Source organism: Psychrobacter sp. TB15, from assembly GCF_000511655.1.
Taxonomy (GTDB): domain Bacteria; phylum Pseudomonadota; class Gammaproteobacteria; order Pseudomonadales; family Moraxellaceae; genus Psychrobacter; species Psychrobacter submarinus.
Genome location: NZ_AYXN01000026.1, coordinates 14,713 through 39,003, shown reverse-complemented (window position 1 = coordinate 39,003; position 24,291 = coordinate 14,713). Strand labels below are relative to the sequence as shown.

The following is a 24,291-nucleotide window of genomic DNA, read 5'->3' as shown; positions in this document are numbered from 1 at the left end:
CTCTCATTTACTATCTCAAGCTGACAACCTGCATACTTGCATTTATATTCCAGTTGTCTTTTGAGTTCAAACCATCCTGCATCGTATGTTGATTTAGCTAGGTTGGTTTTCTTACTTGTGAATGAGCGTGATTTAACATCACCAACCACAATCAAAGCATTGTCTTTAACAAGCTTGGTGGTGAATTTGTGAATTGCATCTAACCTTGAATTTTTGATTTTGGCGTGTATTGCTTTGACACGCTGTTTGTTTTTCGCTCGTTGAGCTATTGCAAGCCTTTCAGCCCACTTTTGCGTTTGTTTGGTTGTCAGCTTGTCACCGTTTGATGTGGTAGCAGATTCCTTTAAGCCTAAGTCAATACCAACGCTGCCCATCCCACTTACTTGTCTAGGAAAATCTTTGACGGTAATACAGGCATACCAACGATTACGGCTGTCTTGCACTATCTCAAGCGTGTTGATTTGATACAGGCTTAGGTTGTAGCTATCAAAGACATCTATGATGAGCTTTTGACCCTTAGAGAGCGATAGCTGTATGGTTGATTTAAGTGCTTTCTTTCCCGTTTGTCTGGTGTGCAGATGTTTGATTGCTGACTTTTTAAAAGGAATCCAACCTAAACTTTTTCGCTTGGCATCGGGTCGGTTGGTTCGCCAATTTAGTTTGGCTTTTTTAAACTGCTTACGAGATTTGGTATGAGTTTCGTTTATGGCTTGCAGAGTTTGTGAGTGTAAGCCTAATAGTTCGCCACTGCCTTTGGTGTATTCGTTTAGGTCGTAGGCACTAAAGAATTTACCTGTTCGCTTTAGATGCTCAAAACTTAACGCATTAACATAGTTCCACGCATAGTTAACACTCCCAGCTATTTTGTTTAGCTGGTTTACGTGTTTGTCTTTGATGCGTAACTTGAGTGTTTTCATGAGGTTAGTTTATACTGATATTCTCTTTTATTCCATATTGGTCTACTTAATAGAAAATGACTTAAGACGTGGTAGACACGTTGTCTTTAATTTGCATGTGCAGTTGCTGGTGAATTATCCGCCTAAGGTAGCTATCTCAAGCTTGGTTAATAGTTTAAAAGGCGTTTCTAGTCGGCTTATTCGCAAAAAGCAATATCCATCTATTTCTAAGCAGTTATGGGGCAGTGCGTTGTGGTCACCCAGTTACTTTGCAGGCAGCTGCGGGGGTGCTCCAGTTGAGATTATCCGCCAGTATATCGAACAGCAAAATACGCCACACTAAACAGCTTTCTTTGCATAAGCATAACTACTTAAGTTGCCTTATATCCACCCCCTGAAGTGGATGGTTTTACGGCAACGCTGGATAAACATTGACTACAAACAAGCAGCCTGCTTAAATGGTCAATCATTAAACAGATCTTGATAACTATAATTAAAGGAGATAACTGTGAGTGAAGACAATGCTTCGGCAGAAAAACGTAAACTCATCAATAGGTTTTTGACTCAGCTCACCCGTGAAGAACCGCAAATGTACTATGCTTCTACTGCTGAGATCTCCCGCAGTATCTATACTTTGATTAAAGAGCACAGCAACCGCTTAGATGTCGAAGAGCAAGCGTTAGTCAGAAATATGTCAGTCGAGGAGATCCAATCTATTTTGGGCTTTAATCTAAAATAGTAGACTCAACCCATTCGTTTATGAGTGAAATTAACCCTCTTAGGTACAAAAAAAGACTGCTACTAGAGCAGTCTTTTTACGAGTTAAAATATTTATGAAAATGAATTAGAACGCATTAGAAAGCATCAGAACGATCAGAACGATCAGAACGAATAGTCACGCGGTTTGTGCTGATAAGACACCCAGTGCAGACGCGTCATCTCCTCTAGCACCCACTCGCCATTAAAGCGGCCAATACCTGAGTTTTTCTCACCACCGAATGGTACTACGCTCTCGTCATTGACGGTGATGTCATTGACATGAGTCATCCCAGCTCTGATACCACGGGCAAAACGTAAGCCTTTCTCCATATCTGTCGTAAACACCGAACTTGATAATCCATACTCAGTATCATTGGCAAGCTTCAACGCCTCATCCTCATCTTGTGCGCGAATAATGCCAACTAAGGGCCCAAAGATCTCATTACGGAATAAGTCCATATCAGCCGTTACCTCAGTGAAGACATGAGGCGGCACTACTTGACCTTCAATCTCACCGCTGAGTAATGTCTTAGCGCCTTCCTCTTGAGCTTTAGCGATTTTATCTTTTAAAGAGTCGAGCTGATCTTGATTAATGATAGGACCAACAGCCGTATCTTTATCATTAGGATCACCGACTTTGATGGTTTTTACATGTTCAACGAAACGCTCAACGAATTCATCATAGACAGCATCTTCAACGATGATGCGGTTGATAGCAATACAGATTTGACCTTGATGCAAGAACTTACCGAAGACTGCCGCTTTTGCCGCATTATCTAGATCGGCGTCTGCTAATACCACAAACGGATTGTTACCGCCAAGCTCTAATGCGACAGGTTTGATAGTATCGCCGCCATTAGCAAGCTCGCCGATATGTTTGCCAACTGCGGTGGAGCCAGTGAAGGAGACAAAGCTTGGAATGTCGTGCGTGACGATAGCATCGCCAATCTCGCTACCTGCGCCGACGACTACGTTGAGCAAGCCTTTTGGCAAGCCTGCCTCTTCAAAGATTTTGGCAAGTAACAGACCGCCGGTGATAGGTGTATCGCTAGCAGGTTTTAGCACCACCGCATTACCCAAGGCTATTGCAGGGGCAATAGAGCGCTGGGTCAAGTGCAGTGGGAAATTCCAAGGACTAATCACCGCAATCACGCCGATAGGCTCGCGATAAGCGAAGTTTTCTTTACCTGGTATGTTAGACGGCCGAATCTCACCATGCATACGATTAGGAAAAGTTGCTGCCTCTACCGTGATAGCTCGCGCACTACCAAACTCCACCATTGCCTTTATACGAGTACTGCCCGACTCTTTCACCAGCCAATCGACAATCTCCTCTTGGCGCTGATCTAAAATCTCAACTACCTTATATAGTAGGCTTGAGCGCTCAGCAGGCATCGTTTGTGCCCACTGTTGCTGCGCTTTTTGCGCCGCCTTAAAGGCTTCATCAAGCTGATCTTCTGTCGCTTGCTGAATATTAACTAAAGTCTCACCAGTAAAAGGGCTGGTATTCGTATTGACGCTATCATCCTGCCCTTGTTGCCACTCGCCTGCAATGTACTGCAAGTCAAAGTCACTATAAGCGCTTTTTTTGTTTTCAGTATTATTTGACATAACTTTTCCTTTTTATTTATTAGGTTAGGGCGTGTTGAACATTCAAATGTGGCACTGGCGGCGGCTATTTTTTAGGCAATACGCAGTGAAATTTTCGAAGCCTAGTCATTCTAGGATAGACAATTTCGCCATGTATTGGCAAAAAAGAGCCCCGCCCCGAAGGGCTGATGCTAAAATCACCCAAACGGTGTTGTAAACCTAGCTAAGGCCTCGGCTTTATCGTCGGTTTACGCCTAGTTTAGTGCGATTTTATCTATCAGCAGTCCTAATATTTGAATGTTCAACACGCCCTAATGACATGGTATCTGTAAGTAGCTCAGTAGCTCAGTAACTTTATAAATTATTAGTGGCTCTTTTATTAACATTGTTAGTAGCTGTACTCATAGTATTGTGACGAGTTTAAACTCACTTCTCTTAGCTCAATAACTACTTAACAACCACTTAATAACTACTCAACCATTAAAAGTCAGCTTGCTAGACGACTGGTCTAATGCTAACATAGCTACTCTAAAACTCAGACTATTTTGCATTAAAGTTTGTTGACTGAACGTAACTGACGCCTCTTTATTTTTTTTGCCTTCAGTGCTTTGAGTATCTAAGTTCAGGAAAATACAATGACTATAAATTAAAGAGATAACGCTAATATAAGCAAAATTATAAAATTAGGAGAACATAACTTTTATGTCTACCGCTGCTACTTTTGACTCACTACCTTCTTTAGATAGTGGACACTCTGATACAACGTTATCGAACACTAAGACCCATCTGCTAGATACGGGTTATCAGCTTATTGCCTCCAAAGGCTTTACTGCCGTAGGTATTAAGCAAATACTAGACACAGCAGGGGTACCTAAAGGCTCTTTTTATCATTACTTTGCCTCGAAAGAAGCTTTTGGCGAAGAGATTATCACCCACTACTTTACTCGTTATAAAAGACGCTTAGAGCTTATTGCAGACGAAAACAGTAGCGCTCAGCAAAAGATCTATGACTATTTTCAGAACTGGTACGACACTCAGCAAAACGGCTGTGACCATGGAAAGTGTTTAGTCGTTAAACTCAGCGCTGAAGTTGCTGATATCTCAGAGCCGATGCGAGAAGCTCTGCATAACGGCTATCAACAAACGATCAACTGGTTAACTGAGCTTATCAAAGCAGGATGGAGCGATCAATCCATTCCGAAGCTTGATAATGTCTCTGCTGAAAGTATCGCTAAGCGTTGGTATTTTTCCTGGCTTGGTGCCAGTTTGATTGCCAAAATCAGTCAGTCCAACACTTCGTTAGCAGAGGTGTGGCAGATGACAACGGTCCAATTGGGTCGTTAGTCATTAGTCGTTAACTATGGCGACTGGCATTCTCTAACTATCTCCTCTAACTATCTCATAGGCCTCTCTTTCTTACGGTGTTTTGTAACTAAGGCCTATTTTTTTACTTTACTTACTAGACGACTGGTCTAATTTCTGTACAATGCTATTCATCAAAAGATAGTTAATGGCTACTTATGGCTACTTATCAAATAGCGGTTAGTCAAAGCTTTTAAGAAAGCACTGCTAATCACTACTCAGCTCACATTAAATCATCACGCTAATCATTTAGGATTTTTATGAATAACTTTCAATACTACAACCCTGTCCGTATCGTCTTTGGCGAAGGCCAAATCGAACAACTCTCAGATCTTGTGCCGACTGATGCTCGTGTCCTTATCACATATGGCGGCGGCTCAGCTGAGCGTACGGGTACTTTGGACGAGGTTAGAACCGCCTTATCAGCGAACGGTAATCGCGAGGTTTTTGAGTTTGGCGGTATAGAGCCCAATCCAGAATTTGTTACTTTGCTAAAAGCTGCGGATCAAGTGAATGAGCATAATATCGACTTTATCTTAGCGGTCGGCGGCGGTTCAGTCATCGACGGTAGTAAGTTTGTCGCCTTAGTATCTTCACTCAAAGCAGACGATGGTACAGTCTCACGTGAAAAAGCATGGGACGCCCTGATTGGTTATACCAAAGAACTAGATTCAGCGGTGGATCTGGGTGCGGTATTGACCATTCCAGCCACAGGCTCTGAGATGAACTCAGGCGGCGTAGTCAACTATAGCGAACGTCAAGCCAAACTGCCTTTTGGTAACCCACTGGCTTTCCCTAAGTTCTCCATCTTAGACCCTGCCAAAACCCTTACCCTACCCGATAGCCAAGTCATGAATGGCGTTGCAGATGCGTTTGTACATGTGATGGAGCAGTACCTTACTTATCCAGTTAACGCCAAAGTACAAGACGCTTTTGCTGAGAGTCTGCTAAAAATACTTATCGAAGAAGGCCATGCGGTAAAAGCTGATCCTAACAATATGGAAACGCGTAAAAATATCATGTGGACGGCGACGATGGCGCTGAACGGCTTGATTGGTACGGGCGTGCCACAAGACTGGACCACGCACATGATAGGTCATGAGCTGACCTCATTACACGCTATCGATCATGCCCGCACCTTGACGATTGTATTGCCGTCAGTCATGCGCGAGCTTAAAGACAGCAAAAAAGACAAGCTCCTACAGTACGCGCGTAATGTCTGGAATATTGAAGCGAATAATAACCAAAGCGATGATGAGGTTATAGAAGCTGCTATTGTGCGCACCGAAGATTTCTTCCGTGATTTAGGTCTCCCCGTAAGCCTAGCTGACGTCGATCTTGATGACTCTGCTATCGATCCTATCATTGAGCAGTTAGAGGCGCATAAGATGGTCAAATTAGGTGAGCATGATAAGAATGACTTAACAGTCTCACGCCGTATTCTAGAGCGGGCAACAACCAGTAAAGCGTCGTAACGCTTTACCCTCAATAGCCCATAGGAGTAATACGCTGTGAATTGCTAATATGGGTTATTGGGATCAATTTTTGCTACTTATTAAGCCGCGTATGTATCAGTTTTTGTCTACGACCATGAGTTTTAGTGTTGTAGATGTGCAGTTGATCAATAATAAATAGAATAGGAGATCATTTATGAGTTTTGACAAACAACAAAACAAACAACAGAACCGTCAAATTAAGTTAGCCAGTCGCCCTACGGGTGAGCCGAACGCCGATAACTTCGAGATGGCAACAAGTGAGATGCCAAAAGCAGGTAGCAATGAGATGCTACTACGCACCGTCTATTTATCGCTTGACCCTTATATGCGCGGTCGTATGAGCGATGCAAAAAGCTATGCTGATCCGCTAGAAGTCGGTGATGTCATTATGGGTGCGACGGTGGCGCAAGTGGTCGAGTCCAATATCGATAAATTTAGCGAAGGCGATTTAGTGGTCTCTAACTCAGGGTGGCAAGATTATAGCGTCAGTGATGGCGAAGGCGTATTAAAACTTGATAAAGACATGGCCAATCCTTCTTATGGCTTAGGCGTTCTAGGTATGCCAGGTTTTACTGGTTATATGGGTTTGACTGACATCGGTAAACCGCAAAAAGGCGAGACTCTAGTCGTTGCTGCCGCTACAGGCCCAGTTGGCGCGACAGTCGGACAAGTTGGTAATACCTATGGCACACGCACTGTCGGTGTCGCAGGCGGTAAAGAGAAGTGTGAGTTTGCTGTCAATGAGCTTGGCTTTGATGTGTGTATCGACCACTATGCCGATGATTTCGCTGAGCAGCTAAAAGCCGCTTGCCCTAATGGTATCGATATCTATTATGAAAACGTCGGCGGTAAAGTCTTTGATGCGGTCATGCCGTTATTGAACGCCCATGCGCGTATCCCTGTTTGCGGCCTTGTCTCGCAATATAATGCGACTGAACTACCCGATGGTAAAGATCGTTTGAGTGTATTGATGGGTCTGATCTTAAGACAACGTATGACGGTCAAAGGTTTTATTATCTTTGAAGAGTACGGCGAGCACTTCCCTGAGTTTCTAAAAACCATGAGCGAAATGGTAGCCTTAGGCAAAGTCAAAACCAAAGAGTATATCGCTGATGGTTTAGATCAAGCGCCTGATGCTTTTGTCGGTATGCTCAATGGCGATAACTTCGGTAAAACCGTGGTCAAAGTCGCTGATGTTGCTTAGTCAATAGCTCAATTTATTAAATAACTCAACTTGTTAAACCACTTAGTTTACAAATAATATGGCGCTGTTTCTCGGTACGGCTTAATTTTTAGGATGTACCAAGTGGCAGGTCATTAACTCTAAAGCTATTAGCAAAATAACAAACAATAAGGATAACTATGAAGATTTTAATGGTACTAACTTCACATGACGAATTAGGCGATACCGGTAAAAAGACTGGCTTTTGGCTAGAAGAGTTTGCTGCGCCTTATTACGCTTTTATCGATGCTGGCGTTGAAGTCACCCTCGCCTCGCCTGCTGGTGGTCAGCCGCCGCTTGATCCTAGTAGCGATACAGAAGACGCTCAAACCAAAGATACTAAGCGCTTCAAAGAAGATAGCGAGGCGCAAAAGCACCTTGCCAATACCAAAAAACTTGCGGATATGAAAGCTGAAGATTTCGACAGCGTATTCTATCCAGGTGGTCATGGTCCATTATGGGATTTAGCAGTTGATAAAGACTCGATTAATTTGATTGAGACTTTTGTACAGCAAGACAAACCCGTTGCCTTTGTTTGTCACTCTCCTGGAGCGCTCAAGAACGTCAAAGTCGATGGTGAGTACTTAGTCAAAGGTAAAACCGTTACCGGATTTACCAATTCAGAAGAAGACGCTGTCGGCCTTACCGATGTCGTACCTTTCTTAGTAGAAGATGCGCTCAAGGCCAACGGTGGCGACTATCAAAAAGCAAGCGACTGGGAGTCTTATGTCGTTGAAGATGGCCTGCTTATCACCGGTCAAAACCCAGCGTCATCAGAAGACGCTGCCAAACGTTTGCTCAACAAGCTTAATAACTAGAGGAGATAAGGTATCAAACCTAATAGTAATATTCGCTTGCACCACTTAAACCAATCGCGTTCTATGCGCGTTCTGTGGTTGCTAGAAGAGATTGGCGTCCCTTATGAGATCGTCAGCCATCAGCGTGATGCGACAACGCATCTGGCCCCAGACAGCCTAAAAGCAGTCCATCCACTGGGTAAGTCTCCGGTTATCGAGATGGATGGTCAGTTATATGCAGAGTCAGGCGCTATCACTGAGCTGCTGATTGAGCGTTTTGCGCCCAAGCGCCTGCGCCCTGCGACTGACAGTAGCGATTATGGCTCTTATCTGCAGTGGATTCATTTTGCTGAAAGCTCACTTATGGTGCCTATGTTATTAGAGGTGTTTACACGCGGTTCTATAAAGAGCGATGATGTGTGGTTAAATCGCTATATCGCGCGTGAAAAGCATAAGTTGCTCAGCTATTTAGATAAAGTCGTAGAAAATAAGTCCTTTATCGTTGCTAATAAGTTGAGTGGAGCCGATTTTATGCTCTCTTTTGACTTAATTTTGATGGCACGCAATAAAGAATTAGATGACTATGTCCATGTTAAACAGTACGCTTTGCAGCTAGCTAGCTTAGACAGTTATCAGCGAGCGATGCGCCTTGAGGATAACTATGACGAAGCGGTACAACCTAATATGATTAAGTAGCAAAATGCATATTACTATAACTCATGTTTACTAAGTCAAAAACAGCTCTCATTGAGCTGTTTTTTTGCTTAACAGCGGTTAACGTGAAATCTTACGTCCTAAAAACTTCTCTTCAAGCCAGCTATTCATAAATATATTATCAGGATCATACTGCTGTCTGATTTCCAAAAAGCGCTTTAGATCAGGGTACAAAGCGTGCAGCTCATTTGCATTTAACTTATTGACCTTACCCCAGTGCGGACGGCCTTGCCACTTTTTCATATACTCATATAACCAGTCAAATAACGGTTTGCTATCCATGCCTTTATATACGTGAAAGGACAGTACCGCACAGTCCTCACCTTGCGTGGGACTGAGCATACCACTCTCGCCCTTGTGAGTACGTACCTCGATAGGAAAGTGCGAGCCTTTATTACCTTGCAATAAAATATCATTAACCTCAGAGATACAAGCTTCAAAATCAGAGAGCCTTATAAAGTATTCTGACTCGTTGAATTTGACGCCGCGCGGCGTTGGAAACACTTCATAGCTGTAACCTTCGCGTTTAGTATTGGGAATGGAGCTGGCAGATATTTGACTGACCTTTTTGGTCCAGTTTGGGTTCATCCTTGCCATCTCAGATAGCACATAAAAAGCGCCATTTAACGTCACTTTGCTATCGAATTGATCTTTGAATTAATGTGGCGAGTTATCTTTAATGTAGTTGAGCATATCAATAGAGCGAATCGACTTAGTCGCTAAGCGTAGCTTGACGGCTTGGGTTTTTTGATTGACTAGGCTGATATTATAATCGATAGCGTCCATATCAAGCCAAGCACTAGGCGCTTTGGGCGGGATGGTATTAGCAAAATCCATTTCACTATTCCTTGAACATAAATAAAAAACACTCCAATACTAGCTTAAATGGTCATGATAAAACTAGGGCCTGTTAACAGACCCTAATCTATGCACTAGTTAAGGCAATAAGCGTTTGGTCGTCCAACGACTGTTTTCTTTGCTATAAACGATACGATCATGCACGCGATTGGCACGGCCTTGCCAAAACTCAATACGCTCGATAGTAATCTCATAACCACCCCAAAATTCAGGCGTTGGCACTTTGGCATCTTGAGGGTACTCTTGTAATAACTGAGCAAACTTATCCTCCATCACTTCTCGATTGGCCACTTCACCACTTTGTGGTTGACTCACCCAAGCACCAACTTGACTATCGTGCGGGCGCTTCTGAAAATACTCAGCCGACTTATCAGCAGCTATTTTGGCAATAGAGCCACTGATACGCACTTGACGCTCAAGCTCGTGCCAAAAAAACAGGACTTCAGCATTCGGGTTTTGGGCAATGTCTTGACCTTTTGCGCTCTCATAATTGGTATAAAAGACGATACCGGTATCCGTCACTTCCCGCAATAAGACGATACGCACGCTAGGCTTGTTATCTGCGCCGCATGTCGCAAGACTCATCGCATAAGGCTCTTGTACTTTTTGCTCTAGCGCTTCATTCATCCAAGCTTTAAATAGCGTAAATGGCGACTCTGGTACCAAAGACTGATCCAACTCGCCTTTTTCGTAAGACAAACGCTGATCGGTAAAATCCATACTCATAAAGACTCCTTTTGTGACTGTTAAATGCGCCTAGCCCAAGTGAGCTTTGATTTGATCGGCGAGCTCATTCGCCATTACATCACATTCTATCTCATCATCGGACTCGACCATTACCCGAATCATCGGCTCAGTGCCTGACTGACGAATAAGCAGGCGACCACGGCCCTCAAGCTTGGTACGAGCTTTATCAAAAGCTGCGACCAGCTCTGGATTGGCAAACGGATCTTGCATCTTCGCCAGACGCACGTTCACTAGCTTTTGCGGTAAGACTGTGAAATCCTCTATTAAAGCGCTCAAGGCTCTATCTTGTTCTTGCATCACTGCGAGTACTTGTAGCCCTGCTATAATCGCGTCGCCGGTGCGGCTCTTATCCAAACACAGAATATGACCGGAGGGCTCGCCGCCCAATATCCAGCCTTTTGCTTCCAGTTCATGCATCACGTAACGATCGCCAACTTTAGCTCGCGCAAACTCAATACCTTTCGCTTGCAGCGCCAGCTCTAGACCCATGTTACTCATCAAGGTACCGGCAACCCCTTTCGCCAGCTGCTTGCCTTGCGTTGCGAGCACATAGAGAATACCATCACCGTCGACTAGATGACCTAAGTCATCCACCATCACAATACGGTCGCCATCACCATCAAGCGCGATACCGACATCTGCATTGTGCGCTAATACCGCTTTTTGTAGTCCTTCAGGATGTGTGGAGCCGCAGTCAGAGTTGATGTTGATACCGTCGGGAGTATTATTAATCGCTATAACCGTAGCGCCAAGCTCGCGTAACACTCTTGGCGCTACGCTATAACCAGCTCCATTGGCGCAGTCCACGACGATTTTGAGATGGTTGAGGTCATACTGGTATGGGAAACTTCCTTTACAAAACTCGATATAGCGGCCCTTGGCATCATCGATTCGGTGGTTTTTGCCGAGTTTGGCAGGATCGTCAATAGGCATCATCGGCGTCGCCGCATCTGCTGGATCTGCGCTCATAATGGCATCTAACTTTTCATTGATTGCGTTTTGCATCTCATCGGTGAGTTTTTTACCATCACCTGAGAATAGCTTGATACCATTATCGTAGTATGGATTGTGGGAGGCCGAAATCACTACCCCCGCATCAGCATTAAAACTGCGAGTCAGGTGCGCAATTGCAGGCGTAGGTAGCGGCCCTAGCATGTGGACATCAACGCCTGCAGCATTGAAGCCTGCTTGCAGTGCGCCTTCGATGACATAGCCCGACAGCCGCGTATCTTTACCAATGACGACACTTGGCTTACGCGTAGCATTGCTTCGATTTTCTATCAGTACTTGTCCGGTCACATAACCTAATTTCAAAATAAAATCAGGAGTGATTGGTAACTCTCCAAATTTCCCACGTATACCGTCTGTACCGAAATAGCTCATTATTATTACATCCTTACACTTATTTAAAAATACTTGTTTAAAGTATAACCATCCTTTGATAAGGGGCTTTACTACTCCGTTATTTTACGAAAAAAAACAGTCAGCAATGACAGAGCATTGTTGACTGTTTGTATCTAGTATCTAGCTATTATTAAGTCTTTATACAGCATTTATGCGCTAAAACTATCTAGCCAAGCGTATGCTTGTCAGCTTATACACGATAGTTAGGCGCTTCTTTAGTGATTTGCACATCATGGACGTGCGACTCTTTCATACCTGCTGAGGTGACTTTTATGAATTGCGGATTGCTACGCATCTCCTCAATCGTCGCACTACCTGTATAACCCATCGATGAGCGCAGACCGCCGACCAATTGATTGACGATACCGGCGACTGGACCTTTATAAGGTACACGGCCTTCGATGCCTTCTGGGACTAGTTTTTCTACGCCATCTTTGGCATCTTGGAAGTAACGATCCGACGAGCCGTTTGATCCTGACATCGCGCCTAAGCTACCCATACCGCGGTAGGCTTTGTAATAACGGCCCTGAAATAGCTCAACTTCACCAGGAGCTTCTTCGGTGCCAGCCATTAAGGAGCCGACCATAATACAAGAAGCGCCAGCGGCAATGGCTTTTGCCATATCGCCTGAGTAGCGAATACCGCCATCAGCGATTAGCGGAATGCTATCTTTTAGGGCACTGGCCACATTATCAATCGCCGAGATTTGCGGTACACCGATACCGGCAATGATACGAGTGGTACAGATAGAGCCTGGGCCAATACCGACTTTTACCGCATCGGCGCCAGCATCACGTAGTGCGAGTGCTGCGTCGCCTGTGGCAATATTGCCACCGATGACCTGAATATGCGGAAAGTTCTTTTTGATCCAAGATACCTTTTCGATGACACCTTTAGAGTGACCATGAGCAGTATCAACGACTAGTACATCGACGTCAGCGGCAATCAAAGCTTCGACGCGGGTCTCAGTATCCGCGCCAGTACCGACAGCAGCACCAACGCGCAGACGACCTTTGTCATCTTTACAAGCATTGGGGTTATTTTCAGCCTTTGCAAAGTCATTGACCGTAATCAAACCACGCAGACGAAAATCATCATCAATAACGATAACTTTTTCGATGCGATGCTCATGCAGCAATTTTTTGATATTCTCATTGCTCTCACCTTCATGAACGGTCACTAATTGCTCTTTTGGCGTCATGATCTCACTGACAGGCTGTTTTAGATTGGTCTCAAAACGCCAGTCACGGTGAGTGACGATACCGACCACTTTATCGGTGCCTTTTTCTACGACCGGTACGCCTGAGATGTTATTGTCCTCAGTCAGTCTTAGTAGATCGCCGATAGTCATCTCAGGATGCACAGTAATAGGATCGACGACCGTACCGGCTTCAAACTTTTTGACGCGGCGTACTTGCGTGGCCTGCTTGTCGATATCCATGCTTTTATGCAAAATACCAATACCGCCCAATTGCGCCATAGTGATGGCCATCTCAGACTCAGTCACCGTATCCATAGCAGCCGAAACTAAGGGTAGATTCAAAGTAATATTTTTGGTCAAGCGCGTAGTGAGGTCGGCAGATTTTGGCAGGACTTCAGAATAGGCTGGTAACAATAACACGTCATCAAAAGTTAAGGCTTCATCGACAATACGTAACATACATACCCCTAATAGTGGCTATTTTGATGGGTGGGAGCTAATTGCAAGACGATAGAGGCGTAAATATAACGCAGCAGCTATTTTGATGTCATCTTGATATCTTAGTTATCCCTTTAAAATAACGCCATATTATAGCAAATATAACACCCTCTCACAGGTTATTTTTAGCGCTGATTTGCAGGCGCTCTTACACTTTTGGTCTATTTTTACTAGCGATGATATGAGTTTAACTGTCTTTAAAGGTTATCCGCTCCGCTGGCAGGTATGGCTTTTGTTCTGCATGGAGATACGCTAGCATGACCTCACGAACTTCACATTCAAGCGTCCAAGCATTCAGTGGGCTATCAGAAGCTAGCGCGCCGCGTAGCGTAATCGTATCTTCGTTGACGGCGGTGGCGATGAGCTTAGGCTCAGTCTCGCCATCCCAGAGCTTATTGTCTTTGACCACCTCAATGAATTTTTGTCTAATCACCTCAATATCGACGCCATAATCTACATAGAGATAGACCGGTCTTGTTTGATGAGACTCCGTATGCGACCAGTTCTCGACAATCTCAGTGACAAAGTGGCGCATCGGGATGATTAACCGCCGCTCATCCCAAGTTTTGAGTACTGCATAGGTATATCGCAGATCCTCAATAGTCGTCCAATCGCCTTCCATCATCACCGTATCAGCAATGCGTACAGGCTGGGTAATAGCCACTTGCATGCCAGCGATAATATTGCCCAAAGTAGGCTGCGCCGCCACGCCAATTACTACCCCAGCAATACCCGCTGACGTTAATAAAGTCTTTCCTAAGCCCTCGACATTGGTAAACTCACTAATACCAATCCAAATACTGCCCAAGATCATGACAAAAATAAAGACTCGTCTAAATATCGAGACATAAGTGAGACGAATACGGTATTTATCGTACTGCTCTTCACCCAAACTATCGATTTGTAAGTCTTGATAGCGATTGGCAAAAAAATGAATAATCCGAATACCTAGCCATACCGTACTGATGACTAAAAACACCCAAATGATCGGCCGCGTCGCAGTCGCTACTGCATCAAGATAAGGAAAGCCGCCAGAAGCCAAGGTATAGACTAGAGAGAAGCTAATGGTCAAGGTCAAAGGTACCGTCAGTTTACTGGCCAAATCTCTAACACTGCGGCGCCCTACGCTCTCACTTTTTTGCTCATCGTTTTTACTTGCTCCCATATTGATAAGCTTGCCAACGCCTGTACTTAGCAGCCATCCTAAACCCATCGTCGTTAAGAAAAACAACAGCAAAGCACAGTATTCCCATATCGCAATACCGAAGAGACGCGCGGTCAGTATTACGGGGAGATAACGCTCAAACTTAGCGGGCTGATACTGCTCATATAGATTGTCTATATTGCCAACCGTGTGAGCCGAGAACACCCAAACCGGCTGCTGGTCACCGACGCGGACACGCTCTATAGAAATAGGTACTCGGCGCTCACGATAATCCATATAGCCCAAGCGTATCGAGCGCCGCGGGATGCCGCGCACGCTACTACTGCTGCCTATCGTCGGCTCAATCAAACCATCGGGACGATCGGGCATATCATTGAAGACATACAGCTCGTTTTTACGCAATAAATAGTCTAGACGTTTTGCTAGCTCAACGCCGCGGTTTGGCTGGCGCTCACTATCAATCAGGTTCATATTCAGCGCATAAGCGGCCAACCCGAATTGCTGCTTCATAATAGCGGATTGAAAAAACTCCATCGTCGCTAGTGGACTTGATAAATGCGGCGGCTCAGATAAAGGTGGCAAACCTGCGTTAAGCTTGTTTAGAGGGTAATAGTTGGGGTTATAATCTCCTACAATCTCAGTATCGCCTTGTAAATACCCAGCTTGCGGCACCGCTATCTTTTCTGAGGGATCAATAACCTTGTTAATCATTTTGCTAGGGTTGATGTCCTCCAGCTCGATACTGCTAATCTTATCTTCAGCATAATCAACGATATTATCAGGCTGAGTGGTGATTGATATCGGCGAGCTATCGGCCGTATTAGCTTGGCTATCTTGGCTATTTTCTGCAGCATATACAGGTAGGCTGATAAGCAATAGCACTAACCAGGCCATCAATGCATGAACTAGCATCATGCTGCTTGAGCGCACTGAGCGTATTGAGAACACTGAGCACATAGCCACTTCGGCATTAGCGGTGCTATCGAAGCAAGAATTGTTAAGCATAAACGCGTCTCGCTTAGCAGTATAAGGCATCAGCTTGCGCCGCTCAGCACTACGGAGTCTACCAGCACTACAAGGTATAAAGGTATGAAACTTAGTCATATTTATAATTTTCTAGCAAAAGTATGTTGATAAGTTAAAGCAGTCCTTAACATAAAGCCAGTATAGAACTGACTTTATTTGTTAGTCTACGTATATTACCTGCCTTACTTATATAGCCTGCTCTCTACAAAAAACAGGGCTTGAGTATCTTTCTTCATGTCTCTTTTTTACTTTTTACTCTTTATTTTTTAAGCATCTTTGAAGGTAATGCGCTCAGCAGGCAGATAAGGCTTTTGTTTATCATAAAGATAATTTAGCATCTGCTCTCGTATCTCATACTAAAGGTATTGGCATTGAGGGCTATCGCTTATTAAACTACTTTAAACATAAGCTAGTTCAGTCCATCAAAAAAAAGCCAGCTCTAAGCTGGCTTTCTCTATGTGTATTTGTAGTTATCTTGGTAATTTTGTCCGTTTATGGCAGCAGCGGTGTTAAGCGCGGCGCCAAGTCGTGCCAGCGCTACTATCTTCAAGCTCAATGCCCGCCTCTTTTAGCTGCATTCGTATCTCATCAGCCCGAGCGTAGTCTTTGTTGGCTTTGGCATCGCCGCGCTCAGCAATCAGCGCATCGATAGCATCATCACTAAGACCATTCTCTGACTTTTCGCCGATAACGGCTTGCAAAAACTGTTTTGGCGGCTGCTGTAGGATATTTAATGATTTGGCAAGCGCGCGCAGCTGCTGCGCTAACTGCCAAGCCTTGTCCGTATCTTGCGCTTTAGCTGCTTTATTGACTTCACTGGCTAAGCTAAACAACACGCTAATAGCCGCTGAACTATTAAAATCATCATTCATAGCCGCGATAAAGTCTTGACCTGCCGCGCTTTGATACGCTTGGTTGATAAGCTCTTGGTCAGCCTCAAGCGCTTGACTTTGATGTTGTTCAGCGATTTTTAGTGCATTATATAATCTGCTTAGGCTATTATGCGCTTCATCCAAAGCGCTATCTGAGAAGTTGACTTGGCTGCGGTAGTGACTCGACAATAAGAAGAACCGCACGGTCTCAGGATGATATTTGTTCGTGACTTCGCGTATAGTAAAAAAGTTGCCCAAAGACTTAGACATCTTTTCACCATCGACATTAATAAAGCCAACGTGCATCCAGTTATTAGCGTACTCGCAGCCCGTTGCCGCCTCAGATTGGGCAATCTCATTTTCATGATGCGGAAACTGCAGGTCATGACCACCGCCATGGATATCAAAGGTATTACCCAAGCATTTCGTCGACATCGCAGAGCACTCAATATGCCAGCCCGGACGCCCTTGCCCCCAAGGAGAAGTCCACTGCGGCTCGCCCGCTTTTGCCGCTTTCCATAAGACAAAATCAAAAGGATTACGCTTGATATTTTCAACCTCAACGCGAGAGCCTGCTTGCATCTCATTCAGCTTGCGCTTAGAGAGTTTGCCATAGTCGGCGAAGCTATCGACAGCGTAATAGACATCGCCATTATCAGCAGCATAAGCATAATCACCTTCGATTAACGTGGTGATCATTTGCTGCATCTCATCGATGTGATCGGTAGCTCTCGGCTCTGCATCCGGACTCAAGCAGCCAAGCGTGGCAGCATCGTCATGCATCGCTTTTGTGAAGCGCTGTGTCAAAGTGCCGATATCTTCATTATTTTCGATAGCGCGCGCGATAATTTTGTCATCGATATCCGTTATGTTGCGTACATAGTTGACCTCATATCCTAACTGACTAAGCCAGCGCACTACCATATCAAAAGCCACCATCACTCGCGCGTGACCGATATGACAGTAATCATAAACCGTCATGCCGCAGACATACATGCCTAACTTGCCAGCAACTAAGGGCTGCAAGGGCTGTTTGCGAGCTGTCAATGAGTCGTATACAACCAGCCGGGACTGCGCATCGGTAACTGAGGTAGTCATAACAAATTAGCCTTTTGATAAAATGAAGTGATATAAATTTTAACGCATTATCTTAGCGAAAATGGACATAAAATACTACAATGAGCGTAGGACGTTATTAAATAAAACCGTTAATTAACCGCCCTCGCAGCGCGTTATGCAGCTAAAATACAATAAACTGAAATACAATAAACTGAAATACAAAAATCTAGATACAAAAGCTAAGGAGCTCTAAATGGGCAATCGTTTAAGTAAGATATACACCCGCACTGGTGATGATGGTAGCACAGGTATGGCAGATGGTAGCCGCGTCAGCAAAGCCGATATACTCTTTACAGTGATGGGTGATATCGACGAGCTCAACTCGCATGTTGGCTTAGTACGTGCCCAATTAACGCAAATGAACACGGCGGCTACTCAAGAGACAGCTCAGCATTTATCCCTTATCAAAGAGTCAGATTTTGCGCACGCTTTAGTAATTATTCAGCATTTACTATTTAACATTGGCGGTGAGCTGGCGATGCCAGAGTATGAAGGCGTAAACGAGACTCATATAGACTGGTTAGAGCAGCAGATAGATACCATGAATACTCGCTTGCCGCCGCTCAAAGACTTTATTTTGCCTACAGGGTCGGTATTGGTTAGTCAATTGCACATAGCGCGCACTGTATGCCGCCGCGCTGAGCGTCAAGCGGTGTTGTTACAGCAGCAGCGCCCGCAAGCTATCCGTAGTACCGCTGTCAGCTTGATTAATCGGCTATCTGATTGGTTATTTGTCGCGGCGCGTTTTTGTACTGATCCTGCTCAAGTCTCGGAAGTCTTATGGGATAGTCAAGTGTTACAAAAGCTTGATAACGATAAATAATGTTCTGTTATCTGTCGTTTATAATTAATGACTCTTTTTATTAAAACTAGTTTATTAAACTAGCCTTAAACGAAATTCTAAAACCCGCTTTGAAAATAACAAACAATCAAAAAGCGTCTATAACTTCAAGCTATAGACGCTTTTTTTAACCACTGATGCTTAAGACATGATTTTTAAGACAATCATAACCTTTAGTAAGTGGCACTATCGTCTTCGATGATGACCATATCGATGCTCTCATCTTCAGGTACGACTTTTGGAAGTGCAGACTCTACTGGGTTATCATCATTTGTGATAGCCGCTGCCGTACTCTCTTCATTCGCACTGCCGCTTTGATTGATTGATGGCGGCGCTGGTGGTGTTGGCGGCTCGGCTCGACGAATAGGCTCAACTGGCGTCACCGTTCTAGGCTGACGGATGGTCTGATTCTCTTGTCTGTCTGACACAGCAGCTCTACGCTCAGCTGCCGCCTCTGCACGTTGATTCGCTGCTTGTTCATCTAGCACGGTTTTGAGTGATGAGCCTGCCATAACATCAGCGACTATGCCGATTAAAGCCGGTTGTCCTGCGATACGCGCTTGCACTAGGCCGTTTTGAGCACCAATGACATAGCTAAAAGCATCGTCTACTAACATGTTATTATTGATACGGATATTTTCTTTAGCCAATCGTGATTGCAAGCTTGGCTTGTTATTAGATGAATCTATTTGGCTGGCTTGGTATAAGTCTTCGCTAGGCAAAGTCATGCTGACGCTCGCCTGACAAGTGGTCATGCCATTGGTATTGGCTTGTTGTAAAACCGCTGCGTTTTGCACATCAATCTTGATATTACCCACTTTAGTATCGAGCATACTATTACTAATAGCCACGTCTGCGTTGTTGGCATAGTTAGTTGCAAGCGTTTGCGCTTGTTGATCTAACGTGTTCTTTAGTGCGGTTCTGAGACGGTCTTGAACCATAGGATCATCACACTTCATTACGGGTGCAACATCAGCATCATCGGCGGCTTGCTGCTCAGCAGTAATATCCGTAGTATCGGCGCTGTCTTCATCGTCTGGGCGACTACAGCCTGCAACGGCTAAACCACATACTAAACCAATACCAGCAACCTGCTGCCATTTCATCCACTTATTTTTGACTACGCTCATACTCATTTAGCTCCTGAGATACTGACCTTTTTATAACTGCCTTTAAGCTCTTTATCGTTACTTACGCTTTATAAATCATCACCCTTTTACAGATAGTCTTTTACCCAATCTAAGGATAAGCTCTATCTGTTATCTACAGTCTTGTACCATAGATAATTTTAAAATGGCAACTTGAAAGAATAGCGACTTTAAAGAATGGCACTTCATTGAAAATGAAATCATTATACGGGGTTTGGCTAAGATGTTCAGCATGACGATTTCCAGATATACAAATAAAAGCCCTTAATCGATATAAAACTAGCGTTAGTTGCAAAAACACAACACAGAACGCTTAAAGGCACTGTGATTATTTATTGACCGTCAAAGCAAGCAGTCTATCATAAAAGGTAGCTCAGATAGGTATAATAACCTGCTTTGATCATGCAAAAGACTCTTACCTTATTATGATAAATTTTAAAAAAACGCAGCTCCTTGGGCATCGCGGTGCCCGCGTGGAAGCCCTAGAGAACACTTTATTCGGTTTTCAACACGCTAAGCGCTTGCAAGCAAGGGGCTTAGCAGGTGTTGAGCTCGATGTGCAGCTCACCGCTGATGGTCATTTAATTGTTTTTCATGATGACACCTTACAGCGTCTATGCGGCCTGCAAGCAAGAATTGACCAATTAAGCCTGCGCGAGATTCAACGTCACACCCAATCGGGCCATCATATCATTACGCTCGATATGCTAGCGCAGTCTCTACCGCTCTCGATGTTTGCCCCTGCATTCAAACCTCAACGTCAAGCGCTCAATAGTCTGTTAGGTGTTAATACCATCAGCAGTGATAAGGCTTATGAGATCACAGAATTAAGCAGTCAGGCTCATACTTTGAGTCAGTTTACTCATATCGAGCTTGAGATTAAGACTCACAATCGCACTGATCATACCAAGCTTGTGCAAGCGTTACTGCGCTACTTAGTCAATAGCCCGTTATCAAGCCTGCCGTTGGTATTAACGAGCTTTGATAAAACCCTACTCGCCCAATTGCAGCAGCATCCGCAGCTCTCATCGATATCTCGCGGCCTATTAGTGCTTGAGCCGAGTCTTATCTCATCAGCGCCCAATACCGCGCTGCGATTAGGCTGTACTCAACTGGGTATTCATTATCCGCTGCTAAACAAGCAAACCATCGCTAATTGTCATCGTTATCAGTTGCCGGTGAGCGCTTGGACGGTCAACGACATCAGTACGATAAAACAGCTGATAGAATGGCAAGTCGATGTCATTATCACCGATATTCCTTCGCAATTATTATGACCCTAGCGTTGAGAGTTCCCGATTGATATTTTGTTATAAGTTATAGCGTTTGCCTAAATAACAGCATGCGATATCTGCTTTCTAAGCGCGATACCTTGTGTAACATATCTCCGCACAGTTTTACACTTTCGCTGAACACCTGATAGCTAACGTGGTTTTCTCTATAGATATACCATAACTCATACAAGTTATTGTTATTTAGCAATATTTTTCTAGTGCATATCTGTTCACTTTACTGTGTTTTTAGGGTAATATGGACGCTGAAATTAATACCGTTAGGGATATTACATGATTGCTAAAAAAGTAATAGGTTTACCACTTAAAGGCTTACGTCTCGCTATGAAGTCTGGTGATACGCTTATACAAAACGCTGGCACTCAAGCGCTACGTGTTAAGACATGGTTTGACAATAACAAGAGCAACACCAATACAGCAGCAGAAACTCAATTTGCGGCTACAAGCGGCTACAAGAATGCAAACTCTGCAGCCAACTATGAAGGTGTTGACCCTCTTGAGCTTGAATTCCAAAAGTCGCCCATTAATTTAGTACCTGCTATCTTTTTGATAGCAACGCCTATTGCAGCGGCAGTTATTACCCCTTGGTATTTATTGACTCATGAAGTCAGTGCGCCAGTCTGGGGTGTGTTTGGCGCCTTTATGGTCTGGACTGGCCTTAGTATTACCGCAGGCTATCACCGTCTGCTGTCGCACCGTGCGTATAAAGCCCATCCTATTGTCAAAAACTTTTTATTGCTTGGCTCAACCCTAGCGGTACAAGGTTCAGCCTTTGATTGGGTGTCAGGTCACCGCACCCATCATCGTCACGTCGATGATCGTATGGAAGACCCGTATTCAGCGCAGCGTGGGTTTTTCTTTAGTCACATTGGTTGGATGCTACGTAACTACCCTAGCGGCCGTTTTGATTACAAAAACATCCCTGATTTGACTAAAGATAAAGTGCTACAAATTCAGCATAAATACTATGGTCTTTGGGTGCTCGCGACTAACGTAGCTATGGTCGCAGCCGTAGGTTGGTTGATCGGTGACGTTTGGGGTACGCTGGTGTTAGCAGGCCTGCTACGTCTAGTGCTGACACATCATTTTACTTTCTTTATCAACTCTTTATGTCATATGTTTGGGACGCGTCCTTATACCGATACCAACAGTGCCCGTGACAACTTCTTTTTGGCGATATTTACATGGGGTGAAGGCTATCATAACTACCACCACTTCTTCCAATACGATTATCGTAATGGCGTTAAATGGTGGCAGTACGATCCAACGAAGTGGCTGATTGCCGGTTTATCTAAGCTTGGTTTAACCTCAGATCTGCGCACCGTTGATGATACGACGATTAAGCATGCTGAAGTACAAATGCAGTTTAAGCGTGCGCAGCAACAAATCGACAAAGCAACTTCTGAAGGTCTTGATATTCCGCAAGCAATGCAAAATTTCCAAGACCGTATTAAGCTTGAATACGATGCGTTTAAGCAAACCGTTGAAGAGTGGAAAGCGCTAAAAGCCAAAGCGGTTGAGATGAAAAAGACAGACTTTGCCGATCGCTTACACGAAGTGGATGATAAGCTTAAGCACGAATATATTAAAGTTGAGCAAAAAATCTTTGAGCATAATAATAATCTCAAAACCGCATTTCGCTCCATTGGCTTTAACAATAAAGCCGCTTAGTTTGTACTAAGTTAGTGTTAAAGCTAATATTTAAAAATTACTACTTTTCTCCTACCCTCTAACTGTTATAGTTAGGGGGATTTTTTTGCTCAATTTATCGATAAAAAATAGGAAGCCGTTATGCGCTACCAAAATAGCTATGCCCAATTAGATCCGCGTCTATATCATAAGCAGCCACCAAGCGCTCTTAACAACCCGCGCGGCGGCCACTTCAACTCACAAGTCGCTGAGCAATTAGGCTGGTCAACTGATCAAGAGTTAATGGAGCGCTGGGTCGAAATCGTCGGCGGAGAGTATGTGCCTGAGGGTTTTGAGCCGCTGGCGATGGCTTACGCCGGTCATCAGTTTGGGCAATGGGCGGGACAACTGGGCGATGGGCGCGGGTTGCTTATGGCACAGGTGCTAGATAATAATGACACCCTCCAAGACTTGCACCTCAAAGGAATCGGTCTCACGCCTTATTCACGAATGGGAGATGGCCGGGCGGTGCTGCGTAGTACTATCCGTGAGTACTTATGTGGTCATGCTTTTGCGCAATTGGGTATCCCTGCCTCCAATGCGTTAGGGTTTGTGGTCTCAGATACGCCTGTACGCCGCGAAACCATGGAAGCCGGCGCCGCTTTAATGCGAGTAGCAGATAGTCATGTACGCCTTGGTCATGTCGAATGGATAGCGAGCTTTGCACCGGACTTACTCGGTGAGTTTACTGATTATATGATCGATACTTACTATCCGGAGTGCCGCGATGCTGAGCAGCCGGTACTGGCATTTTTAAGTACTGTTGTCGAGCGTACCGCGCGTATGATTGCCGATTGGCAGCTGATTGGCTTTGCCCATGGGGTAATGAATACCGACAATCTATCAATTACTGGCAGTACCTTAGACTTTGGGCCTTTTGGCTTTATGGAGCGCTTTAATCCGGCTTGGATTAATAACCACTCCGATCACACAGGGCGTTACGCTTATCAGAACCAGCCCGCTATTGGATATTGGAACCTAAACGTTTGGCTAACGCATTTTATGCGTCTTGAGGGCGTGACTCGTGAGACTCTAGCAGACTGCTTAGCACCTTATGAGACAACCTTTATGCAGCATTACCAACAAGGTCTGTGCCGCAAGCTCGGACTGCCGCACGAGCAAGACAGTTTAGTGCTAGCGTTTGAGTGGTTAAGCTTATTAGAGGATAACCTGCTCGATTATACCAATAGCTTTCGCGCTTTATTAGGCTTGGTTGCTCCTGATACACACCCTCATGAAAAGCAACTATTAGCGACTATAAGCCATGAACTACCGCCAGAGGCGCTAGCAGTTTGGCAAGACTGGCGGCAGCGCTATCTAAACCGACTTGCTACCTTAGCGACCGATGAGGTAATCGAGAGTTTGAAAAACAACAATCCAGTCTACGTGCTGCGTAACGAGATGGCACAGCGCGCTATTACGGCTGGCCAGCAAGGTCAATTCGATGAAGTGGCTAGAGTTTATGACTTGTTAAGCCGGCCTTATGAAGTACAAGATATCGCCACTGATCTTGATACGACTCCTCCTGCACCTGACGCGCCGCAATTGCCGATTAGCTGCTCTTCATAGATGACTTGTCATGTTATTTTAATTTG

20 protein-coding genes and 1 pseudogene are annotated in these 24,291 nt (G+C 44.6%); 11 read left to right on the top strand and 10 right to left on the bottom strand.

Going from position 1 to position 24,291, the window contains the following annotated elements:
- On the bottom strand, nt 1-917 hold a 917-nt coding region (locus W234_RS0105865; RefSeq protein WP_025645631.1), incomplete at its 3' end, for an RNA-guided endonuclease InsQ/TnpB family protein.
- 94 nt (nt 918-1,011) lie between these two features.
- Here W234_RS0105865 and tnpA point away from each other — a divergent pair.
- Nucleotides 1,012-1,239: pseudogene (gene tnpA / locus W234_RS13730) on the top strand (IS200/IS605 family transposase); the annotation flags it as partial.
- Nucleotides 1,240-1,404: 165 nt separating this feature from the next.
- Nucleotides 1,405-1,635 carry a hypothetical protein gene (locus W234_RS0105855; RefSeq protein WP_025645627.1) on the top strand — a complete coding sequence of 77 codons (231 nt, stop codon included), beginning with the start codon at nt 1,405-1,407 and terminating at the stop codon, nt 1,633-1,635.
- Nucleotides 1,636-1,778: 143 nt separating this feature from the next.
- On the opposite strand, the gene W234_RS0105850 is transcribed toward W234_RS0105855, so the two are convergent.
- Nucleotides 1,779-3,266 (bottom strand): aldehyde dehydrogenase family protein, encoded by a 1,488-nt coding sequence (locus tag W234_RS0105850; RefSeq protein ID WP_025645625.1) that lies wholly within the window; start codon nt 3,264-3,266, stop codon nt 1,779-1,781.
- A 681-nt stretch (nt 3,267-3,947) separates the two neighbouring features.
- Between W234_RS0105850 and W234_RS0105845 the strand changes: the two genes are divergently transcribed.
- The 5 genes from W234_RS0105845 to W234_RS0105820 all read left to right on the top strand — a co-directional run bounded on the left by W234_RS0105845 (nt 3,948) and on the right by W234_RS0105820 (nt 8,818).
- Entirely contained in the window at nt 3,948-4,589 is a 642-nt protein-coding gene (locus W234_RS0105845) for a TetR/AcrR family transcriptional regulator (RefSeq protein ID WP_025645623.1), read from the top strand.
- A gap of 278 nt (nt 4,590-4,867) precedes the next feature.
- Nucleotides 4,868-6,082 (top strand): iron-containing alcohol dehydrogenase, encoded by a 1,215-nt coding sequence (locus W234_RS0105840; protein ID WP_025645621.1) that lies wholly within the window; start codon nt 4,868-4,870, stop codon nt 6,080-6,082.
- A gap of 175 nt (nt 6,083-6,257) precedes the next feature.
- Nucleotides 6,258-7,307 (top strand): NADP-dependent oxidoreductase, encoded by a 1,050-nt coding sequence (locus tag W234_RS0105830; RefSeq protein ID WP_025645619.1) that lies wholly within the window; start codon nt 6,258-6,260, stop codon nt 7,305-7,307.
- 158 nt (nt 7,308-7,465) lie between these two features.
- The gene (locus W234_RS0105825) at nt 7,466-8,143 is read left to right on the top strand and encodes a type 1 glutamine amidotransferase domain-containing protein (RefSeq protein WP_025645617.1); all 678 of its coding nucleotides are present in this window, start codon (nt 7,466-7,468) and stop codon (nt 8,141-8,143) included.
- A 12-nt stretch (nt 8,144-8,155) separates the two neighbouring features.
- Nucleotides 8,156-8,818: a glutathione S-transferase family protein gene (locus W234_RS0105820; RefSeq protein ID WP_264673183.1), complete on the top strand. Its 663-nt coding sequence runs from the start codon at nt 8,156-8,158 to the stop codon at nt 8,816-8,818.
- Nucleotides 8,819-8,896: 78 nt separating this feature from the next.
- Here the strand turns inward: W234_RS0105820 and W234_RS0105815 are convergent, their stop codons facing one another.
- From W234_RS0105815 to cysS, 7 genes are all read right to left on the bottom strand, one after another.
- Nucleotides 8,897-9,469: a D-arabinono-1,4-lactone oxidase gene (locus W234_RS0105815; protein ID WP_025645615.1), complete on the bottom strand. Its 573-nt coding sequence runs from the start codon at nt 9,467-9,469 to the stop codon at nt 8,897-8,899.
- Between the two features lie 24 nt (nt 9,470-9,493).
- Nucleotides 9,494-9,673, bottom strand: coding sequence for a hypothetical protein (locus tag W234_RS0105810; protein WP_025645614.1), 180 nt, complete (start codon nt 9,671-9,673; stop codon nt 9,494-9,496).
- A 99-nt stretch (nt 9,674-9,772) separates the two neighbouring features.
- A complete protein-coding gene (gene pdxH / locus W234_RS0105805; RefSeq protein WP_025645613.1) occupies nt 9,773-10,414 on the bottom strand; it encodes a pyridoxamine 5'-phosphate oxidase in 642 nt (213 codons plus the stop codon).
- A 36-nt stretch (nt 10,415-10,450) separates the two neighbouring features.
- A complete protein-coding gene (gene glmM, locus W234_RS0105800) occupies nt 10,451-11,824 on the bottom strand; it encodes a phosphoglucosamine mutase (protein ID WP_025645612.1) in 1,374 nt (457 codons plus the stop codon).
- Nucleotides 11,825-12,035: 211 nt separating this feature from the next.
- A complete protein-coding gene (gene guaB, locus W234_RS0105795) occupies nt 12,036-13,505 on the bottom strand; it encodes an IMP dehydrogenase (RefSeq protein WP_025645611.1) in 1,470 nt (489 codons plus the stop codon).
- 226 nt (nt 13,506-13,731) lie between these two features.
- Nucleotides 13,732-15,714 carry a mechanosensitive ion channel family protein gene (locus tag W234_RS0105790; RefSeq protein WP_227501983.1) on the bottom strand — a complete coding sequence of 661 codons (1,983 nt, stop codon included), beginning with the start codon at nt 15,712-15,714 and terminating at the stop codon, nt 13,732-13,734.
- A gap of 530 nt (nt 15,715-16,244) precedes the next feature.
- Nucleotides 16,245-17,705 carry a cysteine--tRNA ligase gene (cysS, locus tag W234_RS0105785; protein WP_025645609.1) on the bottom strand — a complete coding sequence of 487 codons (1,461 nt, stop codon included), beginning with the start codon at nt 17,703-17,705 and terminating at the stop codon, nt 16,245-16,247.
- A gap of 214 nt (nt 17,706-17,919) precedes the next feature.
- Between cysS and W234_RS0105780 the strand changes: the two genes are divergently transcribed.
- Entirely contained in the window at nt 17,920-18,549 is a 630-nt protein-coding gene (locus W234_RS0105780; RefSeq protein WP_025645608.1) for a cob(I)yrinic acid a,c-diamide adenosyltransferase, read from the top strand.
- 191 nt (nt 18,550-18,740) lie between these two features.
- On the opposite strand, the gene W234_RS0105775 is transcribed toward W234_RS0105780, so the two are convergent.
- On the bottom strand, nt 18,741-19,697 hold the full coding sequence (locus W234_RS0105775; RefSeq protein ID WP_025645607.1) for a hypothetical protein: 957 nt from the start codon (nt 19,695-19,697) through the stop codon (nt 18,741-18,743).
- A gap of 443 nt (nt 19,698-20,140) precedes the next feature.
- Between W234_RS0105775 and W234_RS13725 the strand changes: the two genes are divergently transcribed.
- The 3 genes from W234_RS13725 to W234_RS0105760 all read left to right on the top strand — a co-directional run bounded on the left by W234_RS13725 (nt 20,141) and on the right by W234_RS0105760 (nt 24,265).
- Complete coding sequence (locus tag W234_RS13725) at nt 20,141-20,992, top strand: glycerophosphodiester phosphodiesterase (protein ID WP_037059112.1); 852 nt, start codon at nt 20,141-20,143, stop codon at nt 20,990-20,992.
- 288 nt (nt 20,993-21,280) lie between these two features.
- A complete protein-coding gene (locus tag W234_RS0105765; protein ID WP_025645606.1) occupies nt 21,281-22,678 on the top strand; it encodes an acyl-CoA desaturase in 1,398 nt (465 codons plus the stop codon).
- A gap of 120 nt (nt 22,679-22,798) precedes the next feature.
- Nucleotides 22,799-24,265 carry a protein adenylyltransferase SelO gene (locus W234_RS0105760; protein WP_025645605.1) on the top strand — a complete coding sequence of 489 codons (1,467 nt, stop codon included), beginning with the start codon at nt 22,799-22,801 and terminating at the stop codon, nt 24,263-24,265.
- Nucleotides 24,266-24,291: the final 26 nt, after the last annotated feature.